The organism is Streptomyces sp. 1114.5 (assembly GCF_003635085.1).
GTDB lineage: Bacteria > Actinomycetota > Actinomycetes > Streptomycetales > Streptomycetaceae > Kitasatospora.
In genome coordinates, this window is record NZ_RBXE01000001.1 from 4,074,779 (window position 1) to 4,100,915 (window position 26,137).

Here is a 26,137-nt window from a genome sequence, read left to right on the forward strand (position 1 = left end):
TGTGCCGGGCGCCGTCCTCGCGGGCCTCAGGCCGTCAGCGGCACCGGATGGATCTCGTCCGCCGGGTGCCCGGTACGGCTGTGCACCCGCTGCACGGCCTCCTTGGAGGGCGCGTCGGAGAGGCAGTACACCGTGCCCGACTCCGGGTCCGCCCACGCCTGCTCGAAGTGGACGCCCTCCTCGCCTTGGATCGCCAGGTCGGCAGCGTGGGCCTGCCTGAGCTGGTCCGCCGTGATTCCGGCCATCCCGTGGTGGACGTCCATGAACTTCGCCATCGCCCTCGCCTCCGTAGCTTCGGTGCGTCACCGGCAGGACCCCATCACCCAGCCTCGCCCCCTCCGGCCGCCTCCGCCACCGAACCACTGCGAACCACTGCGAACCACCGTGAACCGTCGCGGACCACCGCGGACCGCCCCGAAGCGCCGGATCCGGCGACGGCCCGGAGCACCCCCGCCGCGCATTCCCCGCCCGTCCGTGAAACAGACCACAGCGCAACCCCCTCCCTGCCCTCGCGCGGGCCGTGGCAGAATGACCGCAACAGCAGTGACGTTCAGCGCACTCCGGGGTCGGTGAAAATCCGAACCGGCGGTTACAGTCCGCGACCCGTCCGCAGCCAGCGGCCGGTTGACCAGGTGAAATTCCTGGACCGACGGTTAAAGTCCGGATGGGAGGCGTGCGCGGGCGGACGAAGAGCAGTACCCGTGGTCCATCGTTACCGGACCGGACCACGGTCAGGTGGACGGCGGGAGCGGTGTCTCCCGGGCCGGGCGAGCGATCTCCCGGCGGCCTCGGCAACCCCGGCGACGGGTGGTGCCGGCGGCTCGTGCACCGTTGCCCGTCCGTGTCATCTCCCTTCTGCCGCCCCGGAGTCCGCGCCCCAAGCGCGAGGAGAACCCGGGTGTTCACCGGCATCATCGAAGAGCTCGGCGAGGTCGTGTCGATCGAGGAGATCGGCGACTCCTCGCGTATTCGACTGCGCGGCCCGGTGGTCTGTGCGGACGCGGGCCACGGCGACTCCATCGCGGTGAACGGCGTCTGCCTGACCGTCGTCGACTCCCCGGCCGAACTGGCCGAGCGCACCGGCGAGTTCAGTGCCGACGTGATGGCCGAGACGCTGCACCGCTCCAGCCTCGGCGAGCTGAAGCCCGGCTCCCGGGTCAACCTGGAGCGCGCCATGGCGCTCGGTGCCCGGCTCGGCGGCCACCTCGTCCAGGGCCATGTCGACGCCACCGGGCGGCTGTTGAGCCGCGAGCCCGGCGAGCGCGACGCCGACGGCGAACTGCGCTGGGAGGTACTGCGGTTCTCGCTGCCCGAGACCATCTCCCGCTACCTGGTGGAGAAGGGCTCGATCACCGTCGACGGCGTCAGCCTCACCGTGGTGGAGGCCGCCCGGGACAGCTTCACCGTCAGCCTCATCCCGGCCACCCTCGCGCTGACCACGCTCGGCGCCAAGGCCGTCGGCGAGAGCGTCAACCTGGAGGTGGACGTGCTCGCCAAGTACGTGGAGCGCCTGCTCGAATCCCGCACCCTGCCCAACCTGCAGGCCCTGCCGAACCTGCCCGACAGCAGCACCCTGTCGACCGACGAGACCCCGGGGGAGTCCAAGTGAGCTGGCTCAGCGGAGAGGCGTTCACCGTCCTCGGCGAACACGTGAAGTGGGCCGACATGTTCGGCAACCTGCTCGGCTTCGCCGGCCTGGCGCTCGGCTGGCGCCGCTCGGTCTGGAGCTGGCCGGTCCAGCTGCTGTCCGGCGCGGTGCTGATCGCCGCCTACCTCGGGGGCCACGTCCCCGGCCTGATCGGCAAGCAGCTGATCGTCATCGCCACGGCCTCCTGGGGCTGGGCGCAGTGGCGGCGGGGTCGCCGGGACAGCGGCACCATCGCCGTACGGTTCGCCAACTGGCCGGAGCGGATCGCGCTGGTGGTTGGCACCGCGGTCGGAACGGTCGCGCTCGCCCTGCTCTTCACGTCCTTCCCCAACCTGTCGTGGAGCCCCTGGTCGGACGCGTACATCTTCGTCGGCACGCTGGCCGCGATGGTCGCCCAGGCCCGCGGTTGGCTGGAGTTCTGGTTCGCCTGGATCGCGGTCGACGTCGTCGGCGTCCCGCTCGCCTTCAACAGCGGCTACACCTTCTCCGGCCTCACCTACTCCGTCTACTTCGTCCTGGTGCTGCTCGGCCTGCGTTCCTGGTGGCTGAGCACCCGCGAGCCGCGCGTCAAGTCCGCCACCGTCCCGCAGGGAGTCACGGCATGACCGAGAACCAGTCCGGCAAGGGCACCACCGAGGTCGAGCTCGTCCTCGACCCGGTCGAGCGGGCGATCGCCGACATCGCCCTCGGCCGCGCGGTGATCGTGGTCGACGACGAGGACCGCGAGAACGAGGGCGACATCGTCTTCGCCGCCTCCGCCGCCACCCCGGAGCTGATGGCCTTCACCATCCGCTACAGCTCCGGCGTGATCTGCGCCCCGATGACCGGCGAGGAGCTGGACCGGCTCAAGCTCCCGCCGATGACGCAGGTCAACGAGGACCGCAAGGGCACCGCGTACACCGTCTCGGTGGACGCCCGCGAGGGGGTGGACACCGGCATCTCGGCCGCCGACCGCGCCCGCACCGTGCGGCTGCTCTCCTCGCCCGGCACCGAGCCCGGCGACCTCACCCGCCCCGGGCACGTCTTCCCGCTGCGTGCCGTCGAGGGCGGCGTGCTGGTGCGCCCCGGCCACACCGAGGCCGCCGTCGACCTGGCCCGGCTCGCCGGGCTGGCACCGGCCGGCGCGATCGCCGAGGTGGTCAACGACGACGGTTCCATGGCCCGGCTGCCCGAGCTGGTCGTCTTCGCCCGCGAGCACGGCCTCGCGATCATCTCCATCGAGGAACTGATCGCCTACCGCCGCCGCACCGAGCTGCACGTCGACCGCGCCGCCGTCACCGCCCTGCCCACCGCGTACGGCGAGTTCACCGCCGTCGGCTACAAGGGCACCATCGACGGCGTCGAGCACATCGCGCTGGTGGCCGGCGGCCTGGCGGCCGACGGGCGGCTGCCGGACGGCGAGGACGTCCTGGTGCGGGTCCACTCCGAGTGCCTGACCGGTGACGTCTTCGGCTCGCTGCGCTGCGACTGCGGCCCGCAGCTGGAGGCCTCGCTGCGGCGGGTCGCCGAGGCCGGCCGCGGCGTGGTGCTCTACCTGCGCGGCCACGAGGGCCGGGGGATCGGCCTGGCCCACAAGCTGCGCGCGTACGAGCTGCAGGAGCAGGGCCGCGACACCGTCGAGGCCAATCTGGACCTGGGCCTGCCCGCCGACGCCCGCGACTACAGCATCGCGGCGCAGATGCTGGTGGACCTCGGCATCCGCTCGCTCACCCTGCTCACCAACAACCCGCAGAAGCTGACCGCGCTCACCGAGCACGGCCTCAAGGTCAAGGGGCGAGAGGCCGTCGAGATCGCGCCGGGCGAGCACAACCTGCGCTACCTGCGCACCAAGCGCGACCGGATGGGCCACGACCTGCCCGGCCTCGGCTCCTGAAGTACCCCACCAACCACAGGAAGCAGGAAGACATGAGCGGCCACGGAGCCCCCGAGCTGACCATCGACGGCGCCGCCGACCTGAAGGTCGCCGTCGTCGCCGCCCAGTGGCACGACACGGTGATGAACGGCCTGCTGGACGGCGCCCACCGCGCGCTCAAGGAGCTGGGCATCGCCGAGCCGACGGTGCTGCGCGTCCCCGGCACCTTCGAGCTGCCGGTCGCCGCCAAGCGCCTCGCCGAGGGCGGCTACGACGCCGTGGTGGCGCTCGGCGTGGTGATCCGCGGCGGCACCCCGCACTTCGACTACGTCTGCCAGGCGGCCACCGCGGGCCTCACCCAGGTCAGCGTCGACACCGGCGTCCCGGTCGGCTTCGGCGTGCTGACCTGCGACAACGAGGAGCAGGCGCTCGACCGCGCCGGCCTGCCCGGCTCCGCCGAGGACAAGGGCCACGAGGCGGTCACCGCCGCCGTCGCCACCGCCGCGGTGCTGCGCGCCGCGCTCTGACCACAGCCCGTACGGCGCCGGAGCGGTCCCGGACCGTGGACGTCCACCGGACTGTCCACGGTCCGGGACCGTTTACCGTCCGTCCGCCCGCACGCCGTAAGGTGGCCCCATCATGGCTTCGAAGACATTCGAGGAGCTCTTCGCCGAGCTCCAGCAGAAGGCCGCCACCGGCGACCCCTCGTCCTCCCGTACCGCGCAGCTCGTCCAGCAGGGCGTCCATGCGATCGGCAAGAAGGTCGTCGAGGAGGCCGCCGAGGTCTGGATGGCCGCCGAGTTCCAGTCGGACGAGCAGACGGCGGAGGAGATCTCGCAGCTCCTCTACCACCTTCAGGTGATGATGATCGCCCGTGGACTGACGCTCGACGACGTCTACAAGTACCTCTGACCGACAAGCTCCCCGAGCACACCCCTCCCAACAGGTAAGGAAGCAACCTCACATGCTGCGCATCGCCGTCCCCAACAAGGGTTCTCTCTCGGGTCCCGCGGCGGAGATGCTCCATGAGGCCGGCTACCGCCAGCGGAAGGACCCGAAGGAGCTCGTCCTCGTCGACCCGAACAACGAGGTCGAGTTCTTCTTCCTGCGCCCGCGCGACATCGCCGTCTACGTCGGCTCCGGCCGGCTGGACGTCGGCATCACCGGCCGCGACCTCCTGCTGGACTCGCACTCCAACGCCGAGGAGGTGCTCGCCCTCGGCTTCGCCGGGTCGACCTTCCGCTTCGCCCGCCCCGAGGGCGTCGCCGTGGAGGACGTCAAGGGCCTGGAGGGCCTGCGGATCGCGACCTCCTACACCGGCCTGGTCGAGCAGCACCTGGCCGACCACGGCGTGAAGGCGACGGTCACCAAGCTGGACGGCGCGGTCGAGACCGCGGTGCAGCTGGGTGTGGCCGACGTGATCGCCGACGTCGTGGAGACCGGCACCAGCCTGCGCAACGCGGGCCTGGAGGTCTTCGGCGACCCGATCCTGATCTCGGACGCCGTGGTGATCCGCCCCAAGGGCGCGGGCGAGGACGCACGGGTGGAGCAGTTCCTGCGCCGCCTCCAGGGCGTGCTGGTGGCCCGCCGCTACGTGCTGATGGACTACGACATCCGCGCCGAGAGCGTCGGCGCCGCCGTGGCGCTCACCCCCGGCCTGGAGTCGCCGACCGTCTCGCCGCTGCACACCGAGGGCTGGGTCGCGGTCCGCGCGATGGTGCTCCGCAAGGAGGCCCAGCGGATCATGGACGACCTGTGGGGCATCGGCGCCCGGGCCATCCTGGTCACCAACATCCACGCCTGCCGCCTCTGACCTGCGCACTCCGGCCCGGCCGGTCGTCGTCGCGCAGTTAAGCAAGGGTTGAATGGGGCGGGGACGCCGGACGGCGTCCCCGCCCTTCGCCTGGAACCACCCCATCGGAGACCCCACGTGTCCACGCCGCCCGTCGAGTTCCCCGTCACCTGGGCGCCGCGCCGCACCCGCGCCGTGCTGCTGCCGGTCTGCGTCGTGCTGGTGGCGCTGTTCGCCGTGCTGGCCGTGCTGCTCCCGGAGAACTGGCAGCTCAACGACCGGATCATGATGACGGGCAGCGGCGTGCTGTTCGCCGCCGTCGGCCTGATGCTGGCCCGCCCCCGGGTCAGCGCCGACCGGGACGGCGTGACGGTGGTCAACTTCGTCCGCAAGCGCCGGCTCGCCTGGGCCGAGATCGTCCGGGTCAACTTCCGCCAGGGCGACCCGTGGGCCACCCTCGACCTCGCCGACGGCACCTCGCTCGCCGCGGTCGGCATCCAGTCCGGTGTCGGCAAGGCGCAGGCGATCGCGGACGCCCGCGCCCTGCGCGACCTGGTCGAGCACCACGCGAAGGTCTGAGGACGGGCCGCGGCTCCGGAGCCCCGACCTGCGGTTCCGGGCCCCGGTGGGTCCTGGCACCCTTCCCGCCCTGAGTCCGAACACGCTTCCTGCCTCCGCCTGGGTATGGTCTACGCTGGTAAAAGCAGGGCAAAGTTCGCCCTGCTCCGACGCGCGACCCCGACGCGACCGCGACGCGGCCTCCGGCAGCGACCGCGGATGCGTCCCCGCACCGACCTGAGGAGTGACTCTCCCCCTCGATGGACGATCCGTCCGGTAGTACCTGCGCCGCCTCACTTCCGATCCACGGAAGGCAGGCGGCACTGTGATCACCGCCTGGCTGCTGTTGTTCGCAGCCGTTCTCCTGATCCTCGCCAACGGCCTGTTCGTGGCCGCCGAGTTCGCCTTCGTGACCGTCGAGCGCGGGGCGGTGGAACGTTCCGCCGAGGCGGGCGACGCCAAGTCCGCCCGCGTCGCCCGGGCCGTGCGGCACCTCTCGTTCGAGCTCTCCGGCGCCCAGCTCGGCATCACCGTCACCTCGCTGGTGGTCGGCATGCTCGCCGAGCCGGCCCTGTCGACCCTGCTCGCACCCGTGATGTCCGGCCTCGGCGTGCCCGACTCGGCCGCCCGCGGCGTCGCCGTGGTCGTCGGCATGGTGCTGGCCACCGTCGTCCAGATGGTGATCGGCGAGCTCGTGCCCAAGAACTGGGCGATCTCCCGCCCGCTCCAGGTGGCCCGCGCGGTCGCGGCCCCGCACATGGCGTTCTCCTTCGCCTGCCGCCCGCTGATCAGCTTCCTCAACGGCGCCGCCGACCGCACCGTACGGGCCTTCGGCATCGAGCCGCAGGAGGAGCTGGGCCACGCCCGCACCCCGGCCGAGCTGGTCTCGCTGGCCCGGCACTCGGCCAAGGCCGGCGCGATCGACGAGGAGTCGGCGACCCTGTTCGTCCGCACCCTGGGCCTGAGCGAGCTGACCGCCGAGTCCGTGATGACCCCGCGGGTCGACGTGGCCGCGCTCCAGCGCGACGCCACCGCCTCCGACGTGCTCAACCTGACCCGGGCCACCGGCCTGTCCCGCTTCCCGGTGTACGCCGACAGCCTGGACGAGGTCACCGGCATCGTCACGCTCAAGGACGCCCTCGCCGTTCCGGCCGCCCGGCGCGGCCTGGTCCGCGTCGGCGAGCTCTCCTCGCCGCCGCTGCTGGTGCCCGAGACCCTGCCCGCCGAGCGGCTGCTCGAACGGCTGCGCCGCCTCCAGCCGATGGCCATCGTGGTCGACGAGTACGGCGGCACCGCCGGCGTCGTCACCGTCGAGGACATCGTCGAGGAGATCGTCGGCGAGGTGCAGGACGAGCACGACCCGGACGACCACCCCGAACTGTTCCGGCTGCCGGCCGTCGACGGCCTGCCGGTCTGGGAGGCCGACGGCCGCACCCGGATCGACCAGCTGGAGCAGATCGGCCTGAACGCCCCGGACGGCCCGTACGAGACGCTGGCCGGCCTGCTCGCCGACCTGCTCGGCAAGCTCCCCGAGGTCGGCGAGCACGCCGAGCTGCCCGGCTGGCGGCTCACCGTGACCGGTGTCGACCGCCACCGCACCAGCCAGGTCCGGGTGGAGCGCACCGTCGCACCCGCCGTGTTCGGCGAGGACGAGGAGGCCGTCCGATGATCGCCCTCCAACTCGCCGTCGCCCTCCTGCTCCTGCTGGGCAACGCCTTCTTCGTCGGCGCCGAGTTCGCCGTCGTGTCGGTGCGCCGCAGCCAGATCGAACCGCTCGCCGAGGCCGGGCACAAGCGCGCCCGCACGGTCCTGCACGCGCTGTCCAACGTCTCCGCGATGCTGGCCGCCGCCCAGCTCGGCATCACCGTCTGCTCGCTGGGCCTCGGTGCCCTCGCCGAGCCGACCATCGCCTCCCTGCTGGAGGACCCGTTCCACGCGATCGGGATCCCGTCCGGCCTGATGCACCCGCTCTCGTACGGGATCTCGCTCGCCCTCGTGGTCTTCCTGCACATGGTGATGGGCGAGATGGTGCCGAAGAACATGGCCATGGCCGGCCCGGAGAAGGCCGCGCTCTGGCTCGGCCCGCCGCTGGACCGGCTGGCCCGCTGGCTGGCCCCGGTCATCCGGGTGCTGAACGCCTTCGCCAACGGCGTACTCAGGCTGTTCCGGGTCGACGCCAAGGACGAGGTCGAGTCGGTCTTCACCACCGAGCAGCTGATGTACCTGCTGGTCGACTCCCGGGACGCCGGCCTGCTCGACGAGGACCGCCAGGAGCGCCTGGAGGACGCCCTGGAGCTGGGCCACCGCCCGGTCACCGAGGTGCTGCTCAAGCCCGAACAGCTGGTCACCGTGGACACCAAGGCGACCGCCGCCGAGATCGAGGAGCTCGCCCTGCGCACCGGCTTCTCGCGCTTCCCGGTCACCGACGGCGACCCGGCCGGCCACGGCTACCTCGGCTACGTCCACCTCAAGGACCTCCTCGACGTGGAGGAGCCCTCGGCCCCGGTCCCGGCCCGCCTCTGGCGGCCGATCACGGTGCTGCGCGGCGGCCTCCCGCTGGACGACGCGCTCGGCGCGATGCGCCGCGCCGCCTGCCACCTGGCTGCCGTGCTGGACCAGGACGGGCGCACGCTCGGCGTGGTCATGCTGGAGGACGTCCTGGAGGAGCTGATCGGGGAGATGCACGACCCCGACCACCGCGCGACCGCGTAGGTCTCCCGTCCCCGTCCCGGCGCCTCCGGTTCCCGCGTTCGCACCACGGGGTTCCCGCGTTCGCCGAGGGCGTGTCCGCTCCCGGCGATTCTGCCCAGAGCATGCAGCCGTTCCATGCCGGCCGCCCTCGGAGGAGAGTGGCCGGCATGAGACTTCTCCTGCTGGGTGGAACGAAGTTCGTCGGACGGGTCGTCGCCGAGGAGGCGCTGGCCAGGGGCTGGGAGGTGACGGCCCTCAACCGCGGCACACAGCCCGCGCCCGACGGCGTCCGGGTGCTGGAGGGCGACCGCACGGCCGAGGACGGGCTCGCCGCGCTCGGGACGCAGGAGTGGGACGCGGTGGTGGACACCTGGTCCTGGGCCCCGGCGGCGGTGCGCGACAGCGCCCGGGCCCTGAAGGGCCGGGTCGGCCACTACGGGTACGTCTCCAGCCGGTCGGTGTACGCGTACCCGCTGGCCGCCGACGCGGGCGAGTCGGCGCCGGTGGTGGCCTCCTCGCCGGACCTCACCGGCGAGGTGCCCTACGCCGAGGCCAAGCGCGGCGCCGAGCTGGCGCTGGAGGCGGAGTTCGGCGGGCAGGCCCTGCTGGCCCGCGCCGGACTGATCCTCGGCCCGCACGAGAACATCGGCCGCCTGCCCTGGTGGCTGAACCGGATCGCCCGGGGCGGCCCGGTGCTCGCCCCCGGGCCGCGCGAGCTGGCGCTGCAGTACGTCGACGCCCGCGACCTCGCGGCCTGGGCCCTGGACGCCGCGGTGGCCCGCCTCGCCGGCCCGTACAACGTGGTCAGCCCGTCCGGCCACGCCACGATGGGCGAGCTGCTGGAGGCCTGCGTGCGGGCCACCGGCTCGGACGCCGAGCTGCGCTGGACCGAGCCCGAGCGGATCCTGGCGGCGGGCATCGAGCCGTGGACCGAGCTGCCGATCTGGCTGGCCCCCGGCGAGCTGTACGACTTCCTGCACACCGGCTCGGTCGAGCGTGCCGTCGGCGCCGGGCTGCGCTGCCGCCCGGTCGCGGAGACGGTCGAGTCCACCTGGGCCTGGCTGCAGGAGATCGGCGGCACCGCCCCGCAACGCTCCGACCGGGCCACCGTCGGCCTCGACCCCGACCGGGAGGCCGCGCTGCTCAAGGGATCAGCCGGGCTGTGACTCCCGCGTCGGGCGGCAGGACACGCCCTTGGGCCTGTCCGCCGGTCCGGGGCTCAGCCCCGGCCGTCGATCAGTTCCCCGTACGCCTGGACGAGGTCCGGCAGGCGCAGAGTGGCCAGGTCCTCCCGCCCGGGCGGCTCGCGCAGCAGCGACAGCCGCAGGTCCCGGTAGGCGCAGGACTTCTCGTACAGGGTCCGGATGAACCTCCCGTTGCCCAGCTCGTCGATCCAGCCCTCGCGGACCACGTGGGTGCAGATGCTGGCCAGCTCCTCGGCGGCATCCTCGTCCCAGCCGTCGCCGTCCCGGCCGGCCAGCGCGGCGCCGATCGCGGTCAGCTCGCCGGGGCGGTAGCTCGGGAAGTCGACCCGGGTGGTGAAGCGGGAGTTGAGGCCGGGGTTGGTGGCGAGCAGCCGGTTCATGCCCTCGGGGTAGCCGGCCAGGATCACCACCAGCCGGTCCCGGTTGTCCTCGGCGCGTTTGAGCAGTACCTGGAGCGCTTCGTCGCCGTAGGCGTCGCCCTTGGTGTAGCCGGAGTTGGAGAGGCTGTACGCCTCGTCGATGAACAGCACGCCGTCCAGCGCGGAGTCGATCAGCTCGTTCGCCTTGACCGCGGTCTGGCCGAGGAACTCGCCCACCAGGTCGGCTCGTTGGGCCTCCACCAGGTGGTCGCCGGAGAGCAGGCCGAGGGCGTGGAAGACCCGGCCGAGGATGCGGGCCACGGTGGTCTTGCCGGTGCCGGAGGGGCCGGAGAAGACGAAGTGGCGCTTGGGTGGCTGGACCGGCAGGCCCTGGGCGGCCCGCAGTCGCGACATTCTCAACTGGGCTGACAGCGCCCGGACTTGGCGCTTCACCGGCTCCATGCCGACCATCAGCGAGAGTTCGGCCAGGGCGGCGTCCAGCTCCCGTTCGTCACTGTCCGGTCGAGGTGCGGGCTCGGCCGCCGACCGGGGCTGCGGCTGGCCGCGGACCGGCAGCGGCGGAGGCGCGGAGGGGCCGCCCTGGGCGCCGCCCGACCCGGACCGCTCCCCGGCGGCCTGCGGTGCGCCGTCGACGGGCGTCCTGCCTGCCGGGCGGCCGTCCGCGAGATCGGAGTCCGCGAGGCCGGAGTCCACCGCCGGTCCGCCGGTCGGCGCCCCGGACGGTACGCCCCCGTTCGGCATCACGTCGTCCAGCACCCCGTCGCCGGACACGGTCGCACCGCCCTGCCCGACCCCGTCCTCGAACTCCTCGCCGTACCCCGGCCCGGCGGCGTACCCGGCGTCGTCCGGGAGCCCGACCTCGGCGTCCGGCCCGACCTCCGGCCCGACGTCCAGCCCGGCGTCCTCGGCCCCGCCCGAACGCCCGCCCGCCGGCAGCCCGTCCGCGAGCCCACCCGCCAGCGCCTCCGCGAGCCCACCCGCGAGCCCGTCCGAGAGCTCGTCCTCGGCCGAGATGGCGGCCAGCCGGGCCGCGGTGTCCATGAACGCCGGGTCGGCCCGGTGCACCGCCCGGTACAGCGGCAGCGCCGCCGCACTGCGCCCGGCCCCCTCGTACGCCCGGGCCAGCCAGTACCGCAGCTCCTTGCGCTGCGGCTGCTCGGAGCGGCAGCGGGCCAGCGAGGCGGCCAGCGGCGCCTGCGCCTGCGCGCACATGTCCAGCCTTACCCGGGCCATGCCGGCGAACAGCCCGGCCTCGATGCCGAGCATCGGGTCGTCCAGCAGCCGGTCGGTGTCCCGGATCAGCTGCTCCCAGTCCTTGAGCAGGTAGGACCGGCAGGCGTACAGGAAGCGGGCGGACGGGTCCTCGCTGGGGGCCGGGCACTGCTCCAACGCCCGGTCCAGCTCGGCGAGGTGGCGGCCGTCCAGCCAGTGCGAGGCGTGCGCCAGCGCGAGGTCGCGGGCGTCCTCCAGCACGGGCTGCACCCACCAGCCCAGCCAGTACCAGGAACTGAGCGGCCGTCGGTGCAGCCGCCGCTGTTCGCCGAACCGCTTCTGGTGCCGGTACATCGCCAGCAGCGCCGCCGAGGTGTCGCTGCGCAGCGCGTGCAGGCCGAGCCAGGCGTCGGCCATGCCCGGGTCCAGCCGGACGGCCGCCCGGAACTCCTCCTCGGCCCGGGCGTACGCGCCGGCCGTGTAGGCGTCCATGGCGCGAAGCCAGGCCCGGTCGGCGAGCCGGTCCGGGCCGCCCGCCGTGCTGTCCGAACTGTCCACCGTCACTCACGCCCCCCGCGGTGTGGCCCGGGGCCCGGCCGGTGACTCGCGTGCGCGCTGCCTGACCGGTGGTCGTCGAGCCCCTGCGGCGCATATGCGCCCGCCAGGAAATCGTACCGGCGCGGGGCTGATCCGGAAGGGTGCCTAACGGGGTCAAATGTGATCGGGCGAGCGGCCGTTGAGCGGCCGGGCACCGGGAACGGTGTCGAAGGGGCGTCGAAACGGACGCCAGGACGGGTGTCGAAACAGCTGCCGAACCGGGCGCCGGAGGAGCGGCGCAGAAAGGCGGGGGAGCGGGTTTCGGAAAGAGGACCGGACGGCGCCCCCGGCTCACGGGGGAACAAGCCGGGGACGCCGGGTCCGAGGCACCGGACGCTTTCGTTCCGGCGACTGAGGAGAACCTAAGTCCTGGCGATGTCGCAGGTCAAGGCGCTTGTTGAAGTTTCACCGACGGTGCCCGGCGCGATCCGGCCGGTCACCCCGTCGACCCGCGTCGCGGCGTACGGGCGGCTCGGGTCGTCGGCGAAATGCGCCGATTCGGCCCGGGCCCAGCCCGCCCAGAACTCGGCCAGTTCCGGGCCGTCCCGCTCCTCGCCCCGGCGGCGGGCCGCACCGGCGTCCAGCTCCATCCAGATCACCCGGGCCAGCCACGGCCGCACCGCCCGCCGGCCCGAGCCGACCCCCTCGACCAGCACGACCGGGGCGGCCGGCACCGCGGCCGTGCCCGCGAAGCGGCGCAGCGTCCAGTCGTACACCCGGTACGCGGCGTCCCGGCCGGCCGCCAGCGGCTCCAGCACCTGCTCGCGCAGCCGCCCGGTCCACTCGAAGAGCTCGCCGTGGGTGGCCAGGTCGTCCAGGTGCACCACCGGCGCCCCGCCCAGTGCCGCCGACAGGCGCCCGGCGAAGGTCGTCTTCCCGGAGCCCGCGTGCCCGTCCACCGCGACCAGCCGCACCGGCCCGCAGGAGGGCGGCAGCGCCCGCAGCTCCGCGGCGAGCGCGCTCAGCTCGACCGCGAGCGCGCTCGGCCCGTCGACCGGGGAGTGCCGGGAGGGGGAGGAGGAGGGTCCGAAAGCAGCCACAACGTCAACCCTACGGTGCCGTACCCCACCACTGCGGACAGTTCATCCGTGCAGGTCGTGACGGCAGCGCGGGTTTCGGGCATACTCGCTTCGCCACGCCTGTGAACGACCGTTCACCGCAACCCGGTGAAGGTCGGTCCGACCTGCCACACCCGCGCCGGACCAGCCGACAGGCCGGTCCGTCGCCCGATCGAGGAGGCGACCACCGCCATGACCCCCTCCCCTGTGATAGCCGTGGAGCGCCAGCTGCCCAGTGAGGAGGCGCGCGAGCTGCTGAGCCTCACCCGGGACCTGGTCCGGCGCGAGCTCCAGCCGCGCGCGGCGGAGGACGAGGCCGCCGGCCGCTTCCCGCGGGAGGTCTTCCGCACCCTCGGCGAGGCGGGCCTGCTCTCCCTCCCGTACGACGAGAAGCACGGCGGCGGCGAGCAGCCCTACGAGGTGTACCTGCCGGTCCTGGAGGAGCTGTCGGCCGGCTGGCTGGCGATCGGCCTCGGCGTGAGCGTGCACACCCTGTCCTGCCACGCGCTGGCCACCTTCGGCAGCGACGAGCAACGCGACACGTGGCTGCCCGGCATGCTCTCCGGCGAACAGCTCGGCGCCTACTGCCTCTCCGAGCCGCAGTCCGGCTCCGACGCGGCCGCGCTGCGCACCCGTGCGGACCTCGACGGCGAGGCGTACGTGGTGAACGGGACCAAGGCGTGGATCACCCACGGCGGCCAGGCCGACTTCTACAGCGCCCTGGTGCGCACCGGCGAGGAGGGGCCCAAGGGCATCAGCTGCCTGCTCGTCCCCGGCACCCAGCAGGGCCTGTCCTCGGCCCCGCCGGAGCAGAAGATGGGCATGCGCTCCTCGCCGACCGCGCAACTGCACTTCGACGGTGCCCGGGTGCCCCGCGAGCGGCTGATCGGCGAGGAGGGCCAGGGCTTCCAGATCGCGCTCGCCGCGCTGGACTCCGGCCGCCTCGGCATCGCCGCGTGTGCGATCGGCGTCGCCCAGGCCGCGCTCGACCTCGCGGTCGACTACGCGCGCACCCGGCGCCAGTTCGGCCGTCCGATCGCCGAGTTCCAGGGCCTGTCCTTCATGCTCGCCGACATGGCCACCCAGATCGAGGCGGGCCGTGCGCTCTACCTGTCCGCCGCGCGCCTGAAGGACGCGGGCCGGCCGTTCTCCAAGGAGGCGGCGATGGCCAAGCTGTTCTGCACCGACACGGTGATGCGGGTGACCACCGACGCCGTCCAGGTGCTCGGCGGCTACGGCTACACCCAGGACTTCCCAGCCGAGCGCTTCATGCGCGAGGCCAAGGTGCTGCAGATCGTCGAGGGCACCAACCAGATCCAGCGCCTGGTGATCGGCCGCCACCTCACCAAGGGCTGAACCACGGGCTGACGCCCCCGGGAGGGCCGGGCGCCCCGCGGCGACCCGGCGCCTTCCCCGTGCACGGCCTCCGGCCGTCACTCCAGGGTGCGGAGTGACGGCCGGAGGCGTTCTGGTGGTGCGCCGCGGGCGGTGCGGTGCGCCGACCTGCCGGCGTTGCTCCGACCGGCCCGCGTTGCTCCGACCGTCAGTGCCGGACGAGCCGGCGGCGCTGCTCCGGGATGGCACGGAGCGCGGAGACCGTCGGGACGGAGGCGAGGGCGGGCACGGCCTGGCCGATCGCCGCGACCCGCACCGGGCAGTGCGCCACCGCGTGCGAGAACGGCTGGGTGCGCCAGTCCAGTTCGCTCGGGAGCTTGAACAGGGCCCCGAATCCGGTCGGTTGGGCGTCCGCCGGGGCCTCCACCTCCGCGAGGTCGTCGGTCGGCGTGCCCGAACCAGGGCAGACCGCGGGGGCGAAGGGGTTCCAGGCGGTCGGCAGCAGGGCGTGCTCCGGCAGCCGCTCCTCGTCCGCCACCAGGGCGATCGGGCGGCGGCATTCGGGGCAGTGGACCCGGAAGATCTCCCAGGTCTCGGCCTCGCCGAGCTCGGCGCCCGGCGCGTGGTCGACCGCGAGGTCGTCGCGGCCGGTCATATCGTCGGTCTCGTCGGCGGCCAGCTCGCGCTGGTCAGTAGCAGGCATGAGGATCCCCCTAGGATCGGGCCCGACTTGGTCGTCCAGGGCCACAACCAGCACTTCCCTGCGATTCGGACTCATAACCCTGCGGTGTTGTGCACCGTGATGCACCGGGTGTGTCCTTGACCACATCCGCTGCCACATTCACGCGGCATGTGCCCCGCCCCGCACCTGCGGTGCTTGCTCCTGCCGCTCTCGTGCCACCTCGTGCGCCCCCCGTGCACCCGACCGGGTAGGTTGACGGACTGTGGAGGATCTCGACCAACGCATCGTCCAGCTGCTGCTTGAGGACGGCCGGATGAGCTACACGGACCTGGGCAAGGCCACCGGCCTGTCCACCTCGGCGGTGCACCAGCGCGTGCGCCGCCTCGAACAGCGCGGGGTGATCCGCGGCTACACCGCGATCGTCGACCCCGACTCGGTCGACCTGGCGCTGACCGCTTTCATCTCGGTCAAACCCTTCGACCCCAGCGCCCCGGACGACACCCCGGAGCGCCTGGCCGGCCTGCCCGAGATCGAGGCGTGCCACAGCGTCGCGGGCGACGAGAACTACATCCTCAAGGTCCGCGTCGGCGCCCCCGGCGACCTGGAGGACCTGCTCGCGCGCATCCGCAGCGCCGCCGGCGTCTCCACCCGTACGACCGTCGTGCTGTCCACCCCGTACGAGGCCCGGCCCCCGAAGCTCTGACTGCCGAATCCCCGACCCCCGAAGCTCTGACCCCGAACGGGCGGGGTGCAGACTTGGCGCCATGACCGAACGCACCTCCCGGACCGTCCTGCTGCGCGGCGGCGCCGTCTACAGCCCCGCCGACCCCTTCGCCACCGCGATGCTCGTGGAAGGCGAGCACATCGCCTGGGTCGGCAGCGACGGCGCCGCCGAGGCGTACGCCGCGAGCGCCGACGAGGTGGTCGAACTGGACGGCGCCCTGGTCACCCCGGCCTTCGTGGACGCCCACGTGCACGCCACCGCCACCGGCCTGGCGCTCACCGGCCTCGACCTCACCGGCAGCCCCTCGCTGGCCGCCGCCCTGGCGGCCGTCACCGCCTTCGTGGACGCCCAGGCCGAGCCCGGCGGGGTGCTGATCGGCCACGGCTGGGACGAGAGCGCCTGGCCCGAGGGCCGCCCGCCGACCCTCGCCGAACTGGACGAGGCCGCCCGCGGCGCCGCGCTCTACCTCTCCCGCACCGACGTGCACTCCGCGCTCGCCACCACCGCCCTGCGCACCCTCACCGACGGCCTCGCCGAACGGCCCGGGTACGCCGCCGACGGTCCGCTCACCAAGGACGCCCACCACGTCGTCCGGCAGACCGCGCTGGCCCGCCTCACCCCCGAGCAGCGCCGCCGCGCCCAGCGCGCCACCCTGGCCCGCGCCGCCGAACTCGGCATCGGTGCCCTGCACGAGTGCGCCGGGCCGGAGATCTCCTCCGAGCAGGACCTGGCAGCCCTGCTGGCGCTGGCCGCCGAGGGCGAGGGCCCCGAGGTCTTCGGCTACTGGGGAGAGCTGGGCGGCGTGGAGACGGCCCGCCGGCTCGGCGCGGTCGGCGCCGGCGGCGACCTCTTCGTGGACGGCGCGATCGGCTCCCGCACCGCCTGCCTGCACAGCCCGTACGACGACGCCGAGCACACCGGCACCGCCTACCTGACGGCCGAGCAGGTCGCCGACCACGTCGCCGCCTGCACCGAGGCCGGGCTGCAGGCCGGCTTCCACGCCATCGGCGACGCGGCCGTGGCGGCCGTCATCGAGGGCGTCCGGGCGGCCGGCGAGCGGGTCGGCGCCGGCCGGGTGAAGGCCCTGCGCCACCGCGTCGAGCACGCCGAGGCCCTGGACGACACGTCGATCGCCGCCTTCGCCGAGCTGGGCCTCACCGCCTCCGTCCAGCCCGCCTTCGACGCCGCCTGGGGCGGCCCGGAGGGCATGTACGTCCAGCGCCTGGGCGCCGAGCGGGCCGCGGCCCTCAACCCCTTCGCCGCCCTGCTGCGGGCCGGCGTCCCGCTGGCCTTCGGCTCGGACGCCCCGGTCACCCCGCTCGACCCCTGGGGCACCGTCCGCGCCGCGGCCTTCCACCGGACCCTCGACCACCGGATCTCGGTCCGCGCCGCCTTCACCGCCCACACCCGCGGCGGCTGGCGAGCGATCGGCCGAGACCAGGACGGCGTGCTGGTGCCCGGAGCCGTCGCCAGCTACGCGATCTGGGCCGCCGGCGAGCTGGTCGTCCAGGCCCCCGACTCCCGGGTCGCCGGCTGGTCCACCGACCCGCGCTCCGGCACCCCCGGCCTGCCCGACCTCACCCCGGGCCACCCGCTGCCGACCTGCCTGCGCACCGTGGTCCGCGGCCGCACCGTCCACCGGCGGTAGCCGCCGACCAGCGGTGGCCGCCCGGCGACGGGTCGCCGCCTACCGACGGCAAAACCGGGTGAAGCGGCGCGGCACCGGTCGTAGGTTGATCGCCATGACGACCCATCCGCTGGTCCCCGCCGACTTCACCGTCCCGCGCGAACTGCTCGCCCCGGAGTTCCGCCTGGAGCCCCTGGGCGAGCAGCACAACGCCTCCGACCACGCGGCCTGGACCGGCAGCATCGAGCACATCCGCGCCACCCCCGGCTTCGTCGGCGGCAGCTGGCCTCCCGTCGAGGGGATGTCGCCGGAGCGCAACCTCGAAGACCTGCGCCGCCACGCCGCCGACTTCGCCGCGCGCACCGGCTTCACCTACACCGTCCTGGAACCCGAGGGGAGCGAGGTGATCGGCTGCGTCTACATCTACCCGGACCGCGAGGACCCGTCCGCGGTCGGCGTCAGCTCCTGGGTCCGGGCCGACCGCGCCCACCTGGACGCCCCGCTCCACCACGCCGTCTCCACCTGGCTCGCCGAGCAGTGGCCACTCGGCGAGATCCGCTACACCGCCCGCTGACCAGCCGGTTCGGGCCCGGCACCCTCACCTCACGTCCCACCGGCGTTCCGGGGTACCTTCTTCGCACAGCGTCCGAAACAGCAAGCCCCAGGAAGATGGTGCGCCGGTGGCCAGTCCCGTCACCCAGGAGCGGTCCGGGACCGCCCCCGAGCCGCAGGAGCCGGCGCCCCGCCCGGGCCGCGGCGCCCGGGCGCTCGCCAAGGTCCGTGCCGGCCTGCCCCGGACCGGCCTCGCGGCCCTGGCCGGCCTGCTGCTCGCCCTCGCCTTCCCGCCGTACGACCTCTGGCCGCTGTCACTGCTCGGCGTCGCCGCGCTCTCCCTGCTCACCCGGGGCCGCACCTTCCGTCAGGGCGTGTGGACGGGCTTCGCCTTCGGCCTGCCGTTCTTCCTGATGCTGCTCAGCTGGCTGCGGGTGGTCGGCTGGGATGCCACGGTCGGCCTGTCGATCGTCGAGGCGCTGTTCCTGGCACTGCTCGGCGGCGCACTGGCCCTCGTCTCCCGGCTGCCCGGCTGGCCGCTCTGGACGGCCTGCCTGTGGATCACCCAGGAGTGGGCCCGCGACCGGCTGCCGCTCGGCGGCTTCCCCTGGGGCCGGCTGGCCTTCGCCAACACCGCCACCCCGTACACCCCGCTGGCCGCGCTCGGCGGTGCGCCGCTGGTGACCTTCGCGGTGGCCCTGTCCGGCGGCCTGCTCGCCTGGGCGGCGCTGCGCCTGCGCGGGCCGGGCAAGGCCCCGAAGACGGCGGCACTGGCGGCGCTCGGCGCCGTGGCGGCGCTGCTCGCCGGCTACCTCGTCCCGGTGCCCACCGCCGCGGCCGACTCCGTGAAGGTCGCCATCGTCCAGGGCAACGTGCCCAACCCGGGCATGGACTTCCTCGGCCGCCCGATGATGGTCCTCAACAACCACGCCACGGCCACCGAGCGCCTGGCCGCCGACGTCGCGGCCGGCAAGGTCGAGCGCCCGGAGATCGTGATCTGGCCGGAGAACTCCTCCGACCTCGACCCGTTCAGCGATCCGCTGGCCCGCCTGCGCATCGACGAGGCCGTCAAGGCGATCGGCGTGCCCACCCTGGTCGGCACCCTGGTGGACGGCCCGGACGCCCAGCACGTCCAGAACGAGGGCATCGTCTGGGATCCGGCAACCGGCCCCGGCGCCTCCTACACCAAGCAGCACCCCGTCCCGTTCGGCGAGTACGTGCCGTTCCGTGCCCAGCTGATGAAGGTGATCACCCGCCTCCAGCGGGTCGCCCGGGACTTCTACCCCGGCGACCACAACGGCGTGATGCAGCTCGGCCCGGCCCGGATCGGCGACGTGATCTGCTTCGAGGTCGCGTACGACGAGATCGTCAGCGACACCGTGGACAGCGGCGCCCGCGTCCTGGTGGTCCAGACCAACAATGCGACCTACGCCAAGACCGGCCAGCCCGAGCAGCAGCTCGCGATGAGCCGGCTGCGGGCGGTCGAACACGGCCGGGCGGTGCTGATCGCCGCCACCAGCGGCATCAGCGCCGTGATCGCCCCGGACGGCACCGTCCAGCAGCGCACCCAGGAGCTGACGCCGGCCGAGCTGTCGGCGACCGTCCCGCTGCGCGACGGCACCACGGTGGCCGACCGGGTCGGCGCCGCCCCGGAGTGGGCGCTGGCCATCGGCGGCTTGCTGGCCTGCGGCGCTGCCGTGCTGGTCGGACGCCGTCGGCGGTCGGGCGCCGGAACACCGGCCGGGCAGGAATCGTTGGACCAGGTGGTGCCGTAGCCGGCCCGGACCTCCCGTGCGGCGCGCAGAGCACCGCATGGAGTGGATTCGTACCGTGACCCAGCAAGCTGCCCCCACCCGTCCGGCCCCGCGCGGAAAGCTCCGCCGGGTGCTGCCGTTGCTGCTCACCGCCTGGCTGGTGCTGGAGATCTGGCTGCTGGTCCAGGTCGGCTCCTGGCTGGGCGGCCTGACCGTCCTGCTGCTGCTGATCGCGGGCGCCCTGATCGGCGGGTCGCTGATCAGGCGGGCCGGGCTGAAGGCGCTGTCGGCGGCGATCGAGCAGAGCAAGAACCCGCAGTCCGCGCAGCCGCAGACCGGCACCAGCATGACCGTGCTGGCCGGCCTGTTGCTGATCGTCCCCGGCTTCCTGTCCGACCTGGTGGCCCTGACCCTGCTGTTCCCGCCCACCCGGGCGCTGTGGCGAGCGGCCGCTCGCCGGGTCGCCGACAAGGCGATGCGCGCCACCTCCACCGTCGGCGCCGACCCGTTCGCCGACGCGATGCGACTGCAGGAGCAGCTGCGCATCCACCGCCCGGACGGCAAGGTCATCCAGGGCGAGGTGGTCGAGCCGGAGGCAGGACCGCGCGGCCCGCAGGGCCCGGACACCACCTACCGCCCGCCGATCACCGGGTGACGGAGCGCACGAAAGAGACCGGACAACGCGAAAGGGACCCTGGAAACCAGGGTCCCTTTTCGCGTCCTCCCGCCGCGGCGGGAGCGAGGTCAGGCGCTCTTACGGGTGTCTCGCGGGTGCACCGCGAGGTTCATCCCGCCGGAGCGGAGCACGGCCAGCCGTTCGGCCAGCACCTCCTCCAGCTCCTCGCGCGTCCGGCGCTCCATCAGCATGTCCCAATGGGTGCGCGTCGGCTTGGTCTTCTTCTCCTCCGGCTCGTCGCCGTCGAGGAGTGCTGCCTCCTGGCCACAGAAGCGGCATTCCCAGACTGCGGGGATCTCCGCCTCGACCGAGAATGGAACCTCGAATCGGTGTCCGTTCTGACATGCGTACTCGACGGTCTGGCGGGGAGCCAGATCGATACCGCGGTCGGTCTCGTAGCTAGTGGCCCCGAGTCGCGTGCCGCGGAGAGCTCGCTCGCTCATGAATCGTGCCTCCCGGGCTTATGGCCCACAGGACTAGTGGTCGCTGTTCTTCGTCGTTCGGTCAACGCTCGGCTTCCGACGAAGATTCCCGTCCCGGGACATGCGTCGTCTGTCGTGCCGCCCCTGTTTGTACCCACCTGCGCCCGATTTGTCACATCTGGCCGGTGATATCACCCCAGGTGTCACCTATTTCACATCTGGTGATCGTGCGGACTTTCTGTGACGAGCGTACCGGGACGGGTTCTGACGGCGTTCGGCGGCCCCGACCCGGAGCCTTCGGGCCGGTCAGGAGATCGGACGTGGGCGGATCATCGGTTCGTCCTTGGCCAGGTCGACCGGGCGGGCGGCCGGGGCGGGATCGACCGGTGCGGCCGTCGGCGGGCGCTCCGGGCGGGGCGGGGTGCCGGCGGGTGCCTCGATGCGGGTGTCGCGGTGCGGCAGCAGGGCGATCACCGCGTCCCTCAGCGGGGCCGGGGCCTCGTCGTCCAGCGGGTCGACGGTGGCGGGCACCTGGAGCCGGACCGGGGCGCCGTTGCCGACCCTGGCGTAGCCGCGGCCGATCGGGGCGTGTGCGGCGGGCACGATGTCCAGCGGTGCGCCGAGCGCGGCGCGGGCCTCGTCGGGGCCGGCCGGGCCGAGCACCACGCGGGCCCGGGTGGTGGCGCGGACGGTGGGGGTGATCCGGTCCCGGGCCTCGACGTCGTCGGCGATCACCACGGTGACCCGGGCGGCCCGGCCGTGCCGCAGCGGCAGTTCCAGCAGGTCCTGCGGGTCGGGGCGGCCCTCGGCCTGGGCGAGTTCGCTCAGCTCGGTCGGGTGGTCCAGCAGCAGCCACAGCGGCCGGGTGACGTCCTCGGGCGGGGCGGTACCGGCGTGCCGGGCGGCGTTGAGCGCGGTGAGCCGCCGGTCGGTCTCCTGGGCGGCCCACTCCAGTGCGGCCAGCGCGCCGTGCAGGCTGGTCTCCACGGTGTGCACGCCGGGCCGGTTCACCAGGCAGGCGTGCTCCCCGGTCCCGGCGCCGTCGACCACCACCAGGTCGGCGTACGGGAGGACCTGCAGGGCGATCGACCGCAGCAGGCTGGAGGTGCCGTAGCCGGTGACGCCGAGGGCCAGCAGGTGCGGTTCGGAGGAGCGCGGGCCGGTGCGCCAGACCACCGGCGGCTGCTGGACGGTCGTGCCGCCCTGGGTGACCGGGATGGTACGGGCGGTGCCGTCCTCGTCGGTGAAGCCGAGCACGATCTCCCCGGGGGTGGCGACGAAGCGCTGGGCGACGACGTCGGTGGGCAGCGGGGCGAGCGCGGCGATCCGCAGCCGGTTGGACTCCTCGTCCCAGTCGAAGCGGTACTCCCGGGCCCGGCCGGCCTTGCCCTGGACGACCTGCTCGATCCGGGCCCGGGCGGCGGGCTCGGTGTCGGTGAAGTACGCGGGGTAGCTCAGCTCCAGCCGGGAGAGCCGGCCCTCGCCGTCGAACTCCCAGGAGCCGAAGGCGTTCTTGTAGCTGCCCTCGAAGTGGTAGAGCGGGTTGGCGTCCTCGGGGCCGCACAGGTAGGGGGTGAGCGCGGAGTAGAGGGCGGTCAGTTTGAGGTCGGCGACGTCCGGCGCGGGCGGGGCGGGCGGGGCCTTGGGGGCGCGTCCGGCCCAGGCGGCGCTGGCCATCAGGGCGATCAGCGCGAACAGCAGTCCGTGCGGCAGCAGGTAGATGCCGACCAGCATCGCGGCGGACAGGAAGAGGGTCGGGCCGCGGCGCTCCTTCGGGGTGGCCTGCCAGCGGGCCTTGGCCCAGTCGGCGTGGTGGCGCAGGCCGCGGCCGATGACGGAGAGCGGGGCGAACATGTCGGAGGCGTGGTCCCCGGCGGTCCGGGCGATCTCGCGGCCCTTGCTGAGGTGGCGGTGGAGCGGCATTCCTTGACTCCCCGGGCGAGTGGGACGGGTGGGAGGTGTGGGACGGGTGGGGCGGTGGGGTACGACGGGGCCCGGGGCGGTGTGGGATCCGCGCCCGGGCCGGAACGGGGGAGAGTGGCGGCTAGAACCTGATGCCGCCGAGCAGGCTCGCGAGGCTGGCGCCGCCCGCGGTGATGCTCGGGGCGATCGACGAACCGGCGACGTAGAAGCCGAAGAGGGCGCAGACGATGGCGTGGGAGACCTTCAGTCCGTCCCTTCGGAAGAAGAGAAATGCGATGGTGCCGAACAGGACGATGCCGGAAATCGAGAGGATCACGATCCGCTCCTCGGGAGGGGGACAAGCGGGGGTGTTACGGAAAGTGCATTAATCGTGACAAAAAGTAATAGATGATGGAACGGTGCAAATGGGTGGTTCTGCCGTCCGATACCGTTCCGGACACCGGATGGCGGTATGCGAACCGGCCGGGGTGGAGCCGGTCGCTGCGGGGATTCGGTGCCGCCAGGCATTCCCGGGGGGTGGGCGGGAAGTTTCCCGGGGGTCCGGGAAGTTCGCTCGGATGGCCGTGCAACCCGTGCGGCCGCGTGTCGGGGCGGCCCGGGCCGTCATCCGGATCACGGACAACGGCTGGCCCGCTCCGGCGGCGGCCGCTACCGTGCCCTGGGCGCAGCCCGTGACCGCCCGACGAACCGACCGGAAAGGCCGCCCGCCATGACCGACGCCGCCAGCCAGCAGCCCGCCGACGCCCCCGACGCCGAGGTGATCGCCCTGGCCGGGAAGCTCTTCGACGCCGCCCGGGCCGGGGAGACCGACACCCTGGCCGCCTACCTGGAGGCCGGGGCCCCGGCCGACCTCACCAACGACCGCGGCGACACCCTCGTGATGCTCGCCGCGTACCACGGCCACGCCGCCACCGTCGAGGTGCTGCTGCGGCACGGTGCCGACCCGAACCTCGCCAACGACCGCGGCCAGACCCCGCTGGCCGGCGCCGTCTTCAAGGGCGCCGAGGACGTGCTCACCGCCCTGCTGGCCGGCGGCGCCGACCCGCACGCCGGCGTCCCGAGCGCCGTCGACACCGCCCGGATGTTCGGCAAGGAGGAGCTGGTCGCCCGGTTCGAGGCCCGCTGAGCCGGGACCGTAGGCTCTCCGACCATGGACACCAGTGCGACCAAGGACACCGGCACCGTCGAGTTCCGCATCACCGGCTACGCCCACCCCGACGCCCAGGCCCTGTCGGCGGAGGTGCAGCAGGAGTACGTCCGGCGCTACGGCGACCCCGACTTCACCGAGATGAGCCCCGAGGACTTCGAGGCGCCGGCCGGACTCTTCCTGATCGCCTACCTGGACGGCCGTCCGGTCGCCTGCGGCGGCTGGCGGGCCAAGCAGGGCGGCCCGGACGGGCTGCGCGACGGCGACGCCGAGCTGAAGCGGATGTTCGTGGTCCCCGGGGCCCGCGGCCGCGGTCTGGCCCGGGCCGTGCTGCGCCACCTGGAGCGGACGGCCGTCGAGGCCGGTCGCACCCGGTTCGTCCTGGAGACCGGCACCGAGCAGCCCGAGGCCATCGCGCTGTACAAGTCCGAGGGCTACGTCGCGATCCGGAAGTTCGGGTTCTACAAGGACCACCCGCTGAGCGTCTGCCTCGGCAAGGAGCTCGGCGAGGAGTCTGCCGAGGAACCCGCCGAGGAGCCCGTCGCGGCGGTCTGAGCGGCTGCCGCCCCGGGTAGGTTCCGGTCGCCCTGACGACCGGTCCTTGGGGGAACGGATGAGCCACCGAGCACCCGGAGCCGACCGGCTCCCCGCCCTGGCAGCGCCGGGCGGGGAGCTGGACCGGCTGGTCCGCGAGGGCGTCCGCGCCGTCGGGGCGGGAGCCGTCTGGGCGGTCGGCGACGCCGCGGGCACGCTCGGCGGCGGCAGCCACGGCCGGCTCGGCCTGGGCCCGTACGCGGAGCTCGAACCCGGGCCGGACACGCTCTACGACCTGGCGAGCCTCACCAAGATCGTCGCGCTCTGGCCCTGCGCCGGGGTGCTCCGGCAGTCCGGACGGCTGCCGCTGGACGAACCGCTCGGGCGGTGGTGGCCGCCGGCCGCCGGGCACCCCGTCGGCGCGGTGACCGCCCGCGGGCTGCTCGCCCACACCGCCGGGATGCTCCCGTACACCCGCTTCGAGTCGCTGTACGGCCCCGAGCCCGCCGCGATCCGGGCCGGGGTGATCGCCGCCCCGGTGGCCCGCGCGCCCGGCACGGCCGTGGAGTACACCGACCGGGCCGCCGTGCTGCTCGGCTACCTGGTCGAGGACCTGGGCGGCGCGCCGCTGGACGTCCTCGCCGAGCGCTGGGCCTGGCACCCGCTGGGCATGGCCGACACCCGGTACGGGCCGCTCGGCGCCGCGCTCACCGCCCGTACCGCGCCCACCGAGTACGAGGCGCGGGCCGGCGGCCACCTGCGCGGAGTCGTCCACGACCCCTCCGCCCGGCTGCTCGGCGGCGTCTCCGGCAACGCCGGGGCCTTCTCCACCGCCCGCGACCTCGCCCGCTTCCTCACCGCGCTGCTCGCCCCGCCGCCCGGCCTGCTCTGGGGGGAGCCGTGGATCCGCGAGTCGCTGCGCGAGCAGACCGGCGGACTGCGGCCCGCCCGCGGCCTGTCCTGGCTGTACGCCCCCGGCACCGAGCCCGCCGACGGCACCTTCGTCCACTACGGCTTCACCGGCACCGGCTTCTGGGTCTCCCCGCGACTCGGCCGCTGGGCACTGCTGCTCACCAACAAGGTGCACTACGACCGCCTCACCCAGCCGCTCACCGATCTGCGCAACGCCTTCCGGAGGGCGGTCTTCGGGTAGACCTCCACGGCACTCGTTCGGGTGATGGAGTACGAACCACCGTTTGCGGAGCGGCGATCGCGGCAGAGTGAGCACGAGAACGGCACCCGGCGGAGGAGGCGCGATGACGGACACCTGGACACTCACCGAGGAGGACTGGCTGGCCCGGCTGGTGCGCGCCTACGTCGGCTGCAGCGTGCTGCTCACCGACGGGGCGGGCAAGGTCCTGCTGCTGAAGGCCAGTTACCGCGACCAGTGGCAGTTCCCCGGAGGCGGGATGGACCCGGGGGAGGGGCCCGCCGAGTGCGCGGCGCGGGAGCTGCGCGAGGAGACCGGGCTGGTCGTCGGCGCGCTCCGGCTGCTCGTGGTGGAGTGGCGCGACGCGATCCCCGACCAGGGTGAACACGCCCACCCCGCCGTGCAGTTCATGTTCGACGGCGGGACGGCCGAGACGGGCGTGGCGGTCCGCCTCCAGGCCGAGGAGATCGCCGACCACGGCTGGTTCACCCCGGCGCAGGCCGCCGCCGTGCTGCACCCGTGCGCGGCGCGCCGGCTCACCGGGGCCCTGGAGGCCCGGCGGACCGGCGCCGCCGCCCTGCTGCACTCGGCGGGGTACGTGGGCTGACGACCACGGCC

General features: G+C 73.7%; 27 protein-coding genes and 1 riboswitch. Of the genes, 20 read left to right on the forward strand and 7 right to left on the reverse strand.

The window, feature by feature from the left end; genetic code table 11:
• Positions 1–26: 26 nt before the first annotated feature.
• Positions 27–275 (reverse strand): SCO4226 family nickel-binding protein, encoded by a 249-nt coding sequence (locus tag BX285_RS18255; protein ID WP_097238952.1) that lies wholly within the window; start codon positions 273–275, stop codon positions 27–29.
• Between the two features lie 277 nt (positions 276–552).
• Positions 553–680, forward strand: a riboswitch (FMN riboswitch).
• Positions 681–898: 218 nt separating this feature from the next.
• On the opposite strand from BX285_RS18255, the gene BX285_RS18260 reads away from it, so the two are divergent.
• The 10 genes from BX285_RS18260 to BX285_RS18305 all read left to right on the forward strand — a co-directional run bounded on the left by BX285_RS18260 (position 899) and on the right by BX285_RS18305 (position 9,707).
• On the forward strand, positions 899–1,609 hold the full coding sequence (locus tag BX285_RS18260) for a riboflavin synthase (protein WP_121175712.1): 711 nt from the start codon (positions 899–901) through the stop codon (positions 1,607–1,609).
• Positions 1,606–2,253 carry a nicotinamide mononucleotide transporter family protein gene (locus BX285_RS18265; protein WP_259470571.1) on the forward strand — a complete coding sequence of 216 codons (648 nt, stop codon included), beginning with the start codon at positions 1,606–1,608 and terminating at the stop codon, positions 2,251–2,253. Before BX285_RS18260 ends, BX285_RS18265 begins: the two co-directional genes overlap by 4 nt.
• Positions 2,250–3,521, forward strand: a complete 1,272-nt coding sequence (locus BX285_RS18270) for a bifunctional 3,4-dihydroxy-2-butanone-4-phosphate synthase/GTP cyclohydrolase II (protein WP_097238954.1) — start codon at positions 2,250–2,252, stop codon at positions 3,519–3,521. The genes BX285_RS18265 and BX285_RS18270 overlap by 4 nt, the downstream gene beginning before the upstream one ends.
• A 32-nt stretch (positions 3,522–3,553) precedes the next feature.
• Entirely contained in the window at positions 3,554–4,027 is a 474-nt protein-coding gene (ribH, locus tag BX285_RS18275) for a 6,7-dimethyl-8-ribityllumazine synthase (protein WP_097238955.1), read from the forward strand.
• Between the two features lie 112 nt (positions 4,028–4,139).
• Entirely contained in the window at positions 4,140–4,412 is a 273-nt protein-coding gene (locus tag BX285_RS18280) for a phosphoribosyl-ATP diphosphatase (RefSeq protein WP_097238956.1), read from the forward strand.
• A gap of 52 nt (positions 4,413–4,464) precedes the next feature.
• Entirely contained in the window at positions 4,465–5,313 is an 849-nt protein-coding gene (hisG, locus tag BX285_RS18285; RefSeq protein ID WP_097238957.1) for an ATP phosphoribosyltransferase, read from the forward strand.
• Positions 5,314–5,430: 117 nt separating this feature from the next.
• Positions 5,431–5,871, forward strand: coding sequence for a PH domain-containing protein (locus BX285_RS18290; RefSeq protein ID WP_097238958.1), 441 nt, complete (start codon positions 5,431–5,433; stop codon positions 5,869–5,871).
• A 304-nt stretch (positions 5,872–6,175) separates the two neighbouring features.
• Positions 6,176–7,519 carry a hemolysin family protein gene (locus tag BX285_RS18295; RefSeq protein ID WP_121175714.1) on the forward strand — a complete coding sequence of 448 codons (1,344 nt, stop codon included), beginning with the start codon at positions 6,176–6,178 and terminating at the stop codon, positions 7,517–7,519.
• Positions 7,516–8,562: a hemolysin family protein gene (locus tag BX285_RS18300; RefSeq protein ID WP_097238960.1), complete on the forward strand. Its 1,047-nt coding sequence runs from the start codon at positions 7,516–7,518 to the stop codon at positions 8,560–8,562. The genes BX285_RS18295 and BX285_RS18300 overlap by 4 nt, the downstream gene beginning before the upstream one ends.
• A gap of 146 nt (positions 8,563–8,708) precedes the next feature.
• Positions 8,709–9,707 (forward strand): NAD-dependent epimerase/dehydratase family protein, encoded by a 999-nt coding sequence (locus BX285_RS18305; RefSeq protein ID WP_097238961.1) that lies wholly within the window; start codon positions 8,709–8,711, stop codon positions 9,705–9,707.
• Positions 9,708–9,760: 53 nt separating this feature from the next.
• Here the strand turns inward: BX285_RS18305 and BX285_RS18310 are convergent, their stop codons facing one another.
• Both BX285_RS18310 and BX285_RS18315 read right to left on the reverse strand, forming a co-directional pair.
• Positions 9,761–11,830: an AAA family ATPase gene (locus tag BX285_RS18310; protein ID WP_097240395.1), complete on the reverse strand. Its 2,070-nt coding sequence runs from the start codon at positions 11,828–11,830 to the stop codon at positions 9,761–9,763.
• A gap of 467 nt (positions 11,831–12,297) precedes the next feature.
• Positions 12,298–12,900, reverse strand: a complete 603-nt coding sequence (locus tag BX285_RS18315) for a uridine kinase (protein WP_257033145.1) — start codon at positions 12,898–12,900, stop codon at positions 12,298–12,300.
• Positions 12,901–13,185: 285 nt separating this feature from the next.
• Between BX285_RS18315 and BX285_RS18320 the strand changes: the two genes are divergently transcribed.
• Entirely contained in the window at positions 13,186–14,349 is a 1,164-nt protein-coding gene (locus BX285_RS18320) for an acyl-CoA dehydrogenase family protein (RefSeq protein WP_097240396.1), read from the forward strand.
• 187 nt (positions 14,350–14,536) lie between these two features.
• On the opposite strand, the gene BX285_RS37380 is transcribed toward BX285_RS18320, so the two are convergent.
• The gene (locus BX285_RS37380) at positions 14,537–15,031 is read right to left on the reverse strand and encodes a hypothetical protein (RefSeq protein WP_179852947.1); all 495 of its coding nucleotides are present in this window, start codon (positions 15,029–15,031) and stop codon (positions 14,537–14,539) included.
• A gap of 241 nt (positions 15,032–15,272) precedes the next feature.
• On the opposite strand from BX285_RS37380, the gene BX285_RS18335 reads away from it, so the two are divergent.
• From BX285_RS18335 to fxsA, 5 genes are all read left to right on the forward strand, one after another.
• Positions 15,273–15,713: an Lrp/AsnC family transcriptional regulator gene (locus BX285_RS18335; protein WP_097238963.1), complete on the forward strand. Its 441-nt coding sequence runs from the start codon at positions 15,273–15,275 to the stop codon at positions 15,711–15,713.
• Positions 15,714–15,774: 61 nt separating this feature from the next.
• Positions 15,775–17,382 carry an amidohydrolase gene (locus BX285_RS18340; RefSeq protein ID WP_097238964.1) on the forward strand — a complete coding sequence of 536 codons (1,608 nt, stop codon included), beginning with the start codon at positions 15,775–15,777 and terminating at the stop codon, positions 17,380–17,382.
• A gap of 94 nt (positions 17,383–17,476) precedes the next feature.
• On the forward strand, positions 17,477–17,935 hold the full coding sequence (locus BX285_RS18345) for an N-acetyltransferase (RefSeq protein ID WP_121175716.1): 459 nt from the start codon (positions 17,477–17,479) through the stop codon (positions 17,933–17,935).
• Between the two features lie 106 nt (positions 17,936–18,041).
• Entirely contained in the window at positions 18,042–19,688 is a 1,647-nt protein-coding gene (gene lnt / locus BX285_RS18350) for an apolipoprotein N-acyltransferase (RefSeq protein ID WP_121175718.1), read from the forward strand.
• 55 nt (positions 19,689–19,743) lie between these two features.
• Positions 19,744–20,322, forward strand: a complete 579-nt coding sequence (gene fxsA / locus BX285_RS18355) for an FxsA family membrane protein (protein WP_257032891.1) — start codon at positions 19,744–19,746, stop codon at positions 20,320–20,322.
• Positions 20,323–20,411: 89 nt separating this feature from the next.
• On the opposite strand, the gene BX285_RS18360 is transcribed toward fxsA, so the two are convergent.
• The 3 genes from BX285_RS18360 to BX285_RS18370 form a co-directional block, all read right to left on the reverse strand.
• Positions 20,412–20,786 carry an RNA polymerase-binding protein RbpA gene (locus tag BX285_RS18360; protein WP_030058371.1) on the reverse strand — a complete coding sequence of 125 codons (375 nt, stop codon included), beginning with the start codon at positions 20,784–20,786 and terminating at the stop codon, positions 20,412–20,414.
• Between the two features lie 285 nt (positions 20,787–21,071).
• Positions 21,072–22,688, reverse strand: coding sequence for a hypothetical protein (locus BX285_RS18365; protein ID WP_121175720.1), 1,617 nt, complete (start codon positions 22,686–22,688; stop codon positions 21,072–21,074).
• A gap of 121 nt (positions 22,689–22,809) precedes the next feature.
• Positions 22,810–23,004 carry a hypothetical protein gene (locus tag BX285_RS18370; protein ID WP_097238968.1) on the reverse strand — a complete coding sequence of 65 codons (195 nt, stop codon included), beginning with the start codon at positions 23,002–23,004 and terminating at the stop codon, positions 22,810–22,812.
• 393 nt (positions 23,005–23,397) lie between these two features.
• On the opposite strand from BX285_RS18370, the gene BX285_RS18375 reads away from it, so the two are divergent.
• The 4 genes from BX285_RS18375 to BX285_RS18390 all read left to right on the forward strand — a co-directional run bounded on the left by BX285_RS18375 (position 23,398) and on the right by BX285_RS18390 (position 26,126).
• The gene (locus BX285_RS18375) at positions 23,398–23,814 is read left to right on the forward strand and encodes an ankyrin repeat domain-containing protein (RefSeq protein WP_121175722.1); all 417 of its coding nucleotides are present in this window, start codon (positions 23,398–23,400) and stop codon (positions 23,812–23,814) included.
• Between the two features lie 24 nt (positions 23,815–23,838).
• Positions 23,839–24,390, forward strand: coding sequence for a GNAT family N-acetyltransferase (locus BX285_RS18380; RefSeq protein ID WP_097238970.1), 552 nt, complete (start codon positions 23,839–23,841; stop codon positions 24,388–24,390).
• Positions 24,391–24,448: 58 nt separating this feature from the next.
• Positions 24,449–25,522 carry a serine hydrolase gene (locus tag BX285_RS18385; RefSeq protein WP_121175724.1) on the forward strand — a complete coding sequence of 358 codons (1,074 nt, stop codon included), beginning with the start codon at positions 24,449–24,451 and terminating at the stop codon, positions 25,520–25,522.
• A 103-nt stretch (positions 25,523–25,625) separates the two neighbouring features.
• Complete coding sequence (locus tag BX285_RS18390) at positions 25,626–26,126, forward strand: NUDIX hydrolase (RefSeq protein WP_121175726.1); 501 nt, start codon at positions 25,626–25,628, stop codon at positions 26,124–26,126.
• Positions 26,127–26,137: the final 11 nt, after the last annotated feature.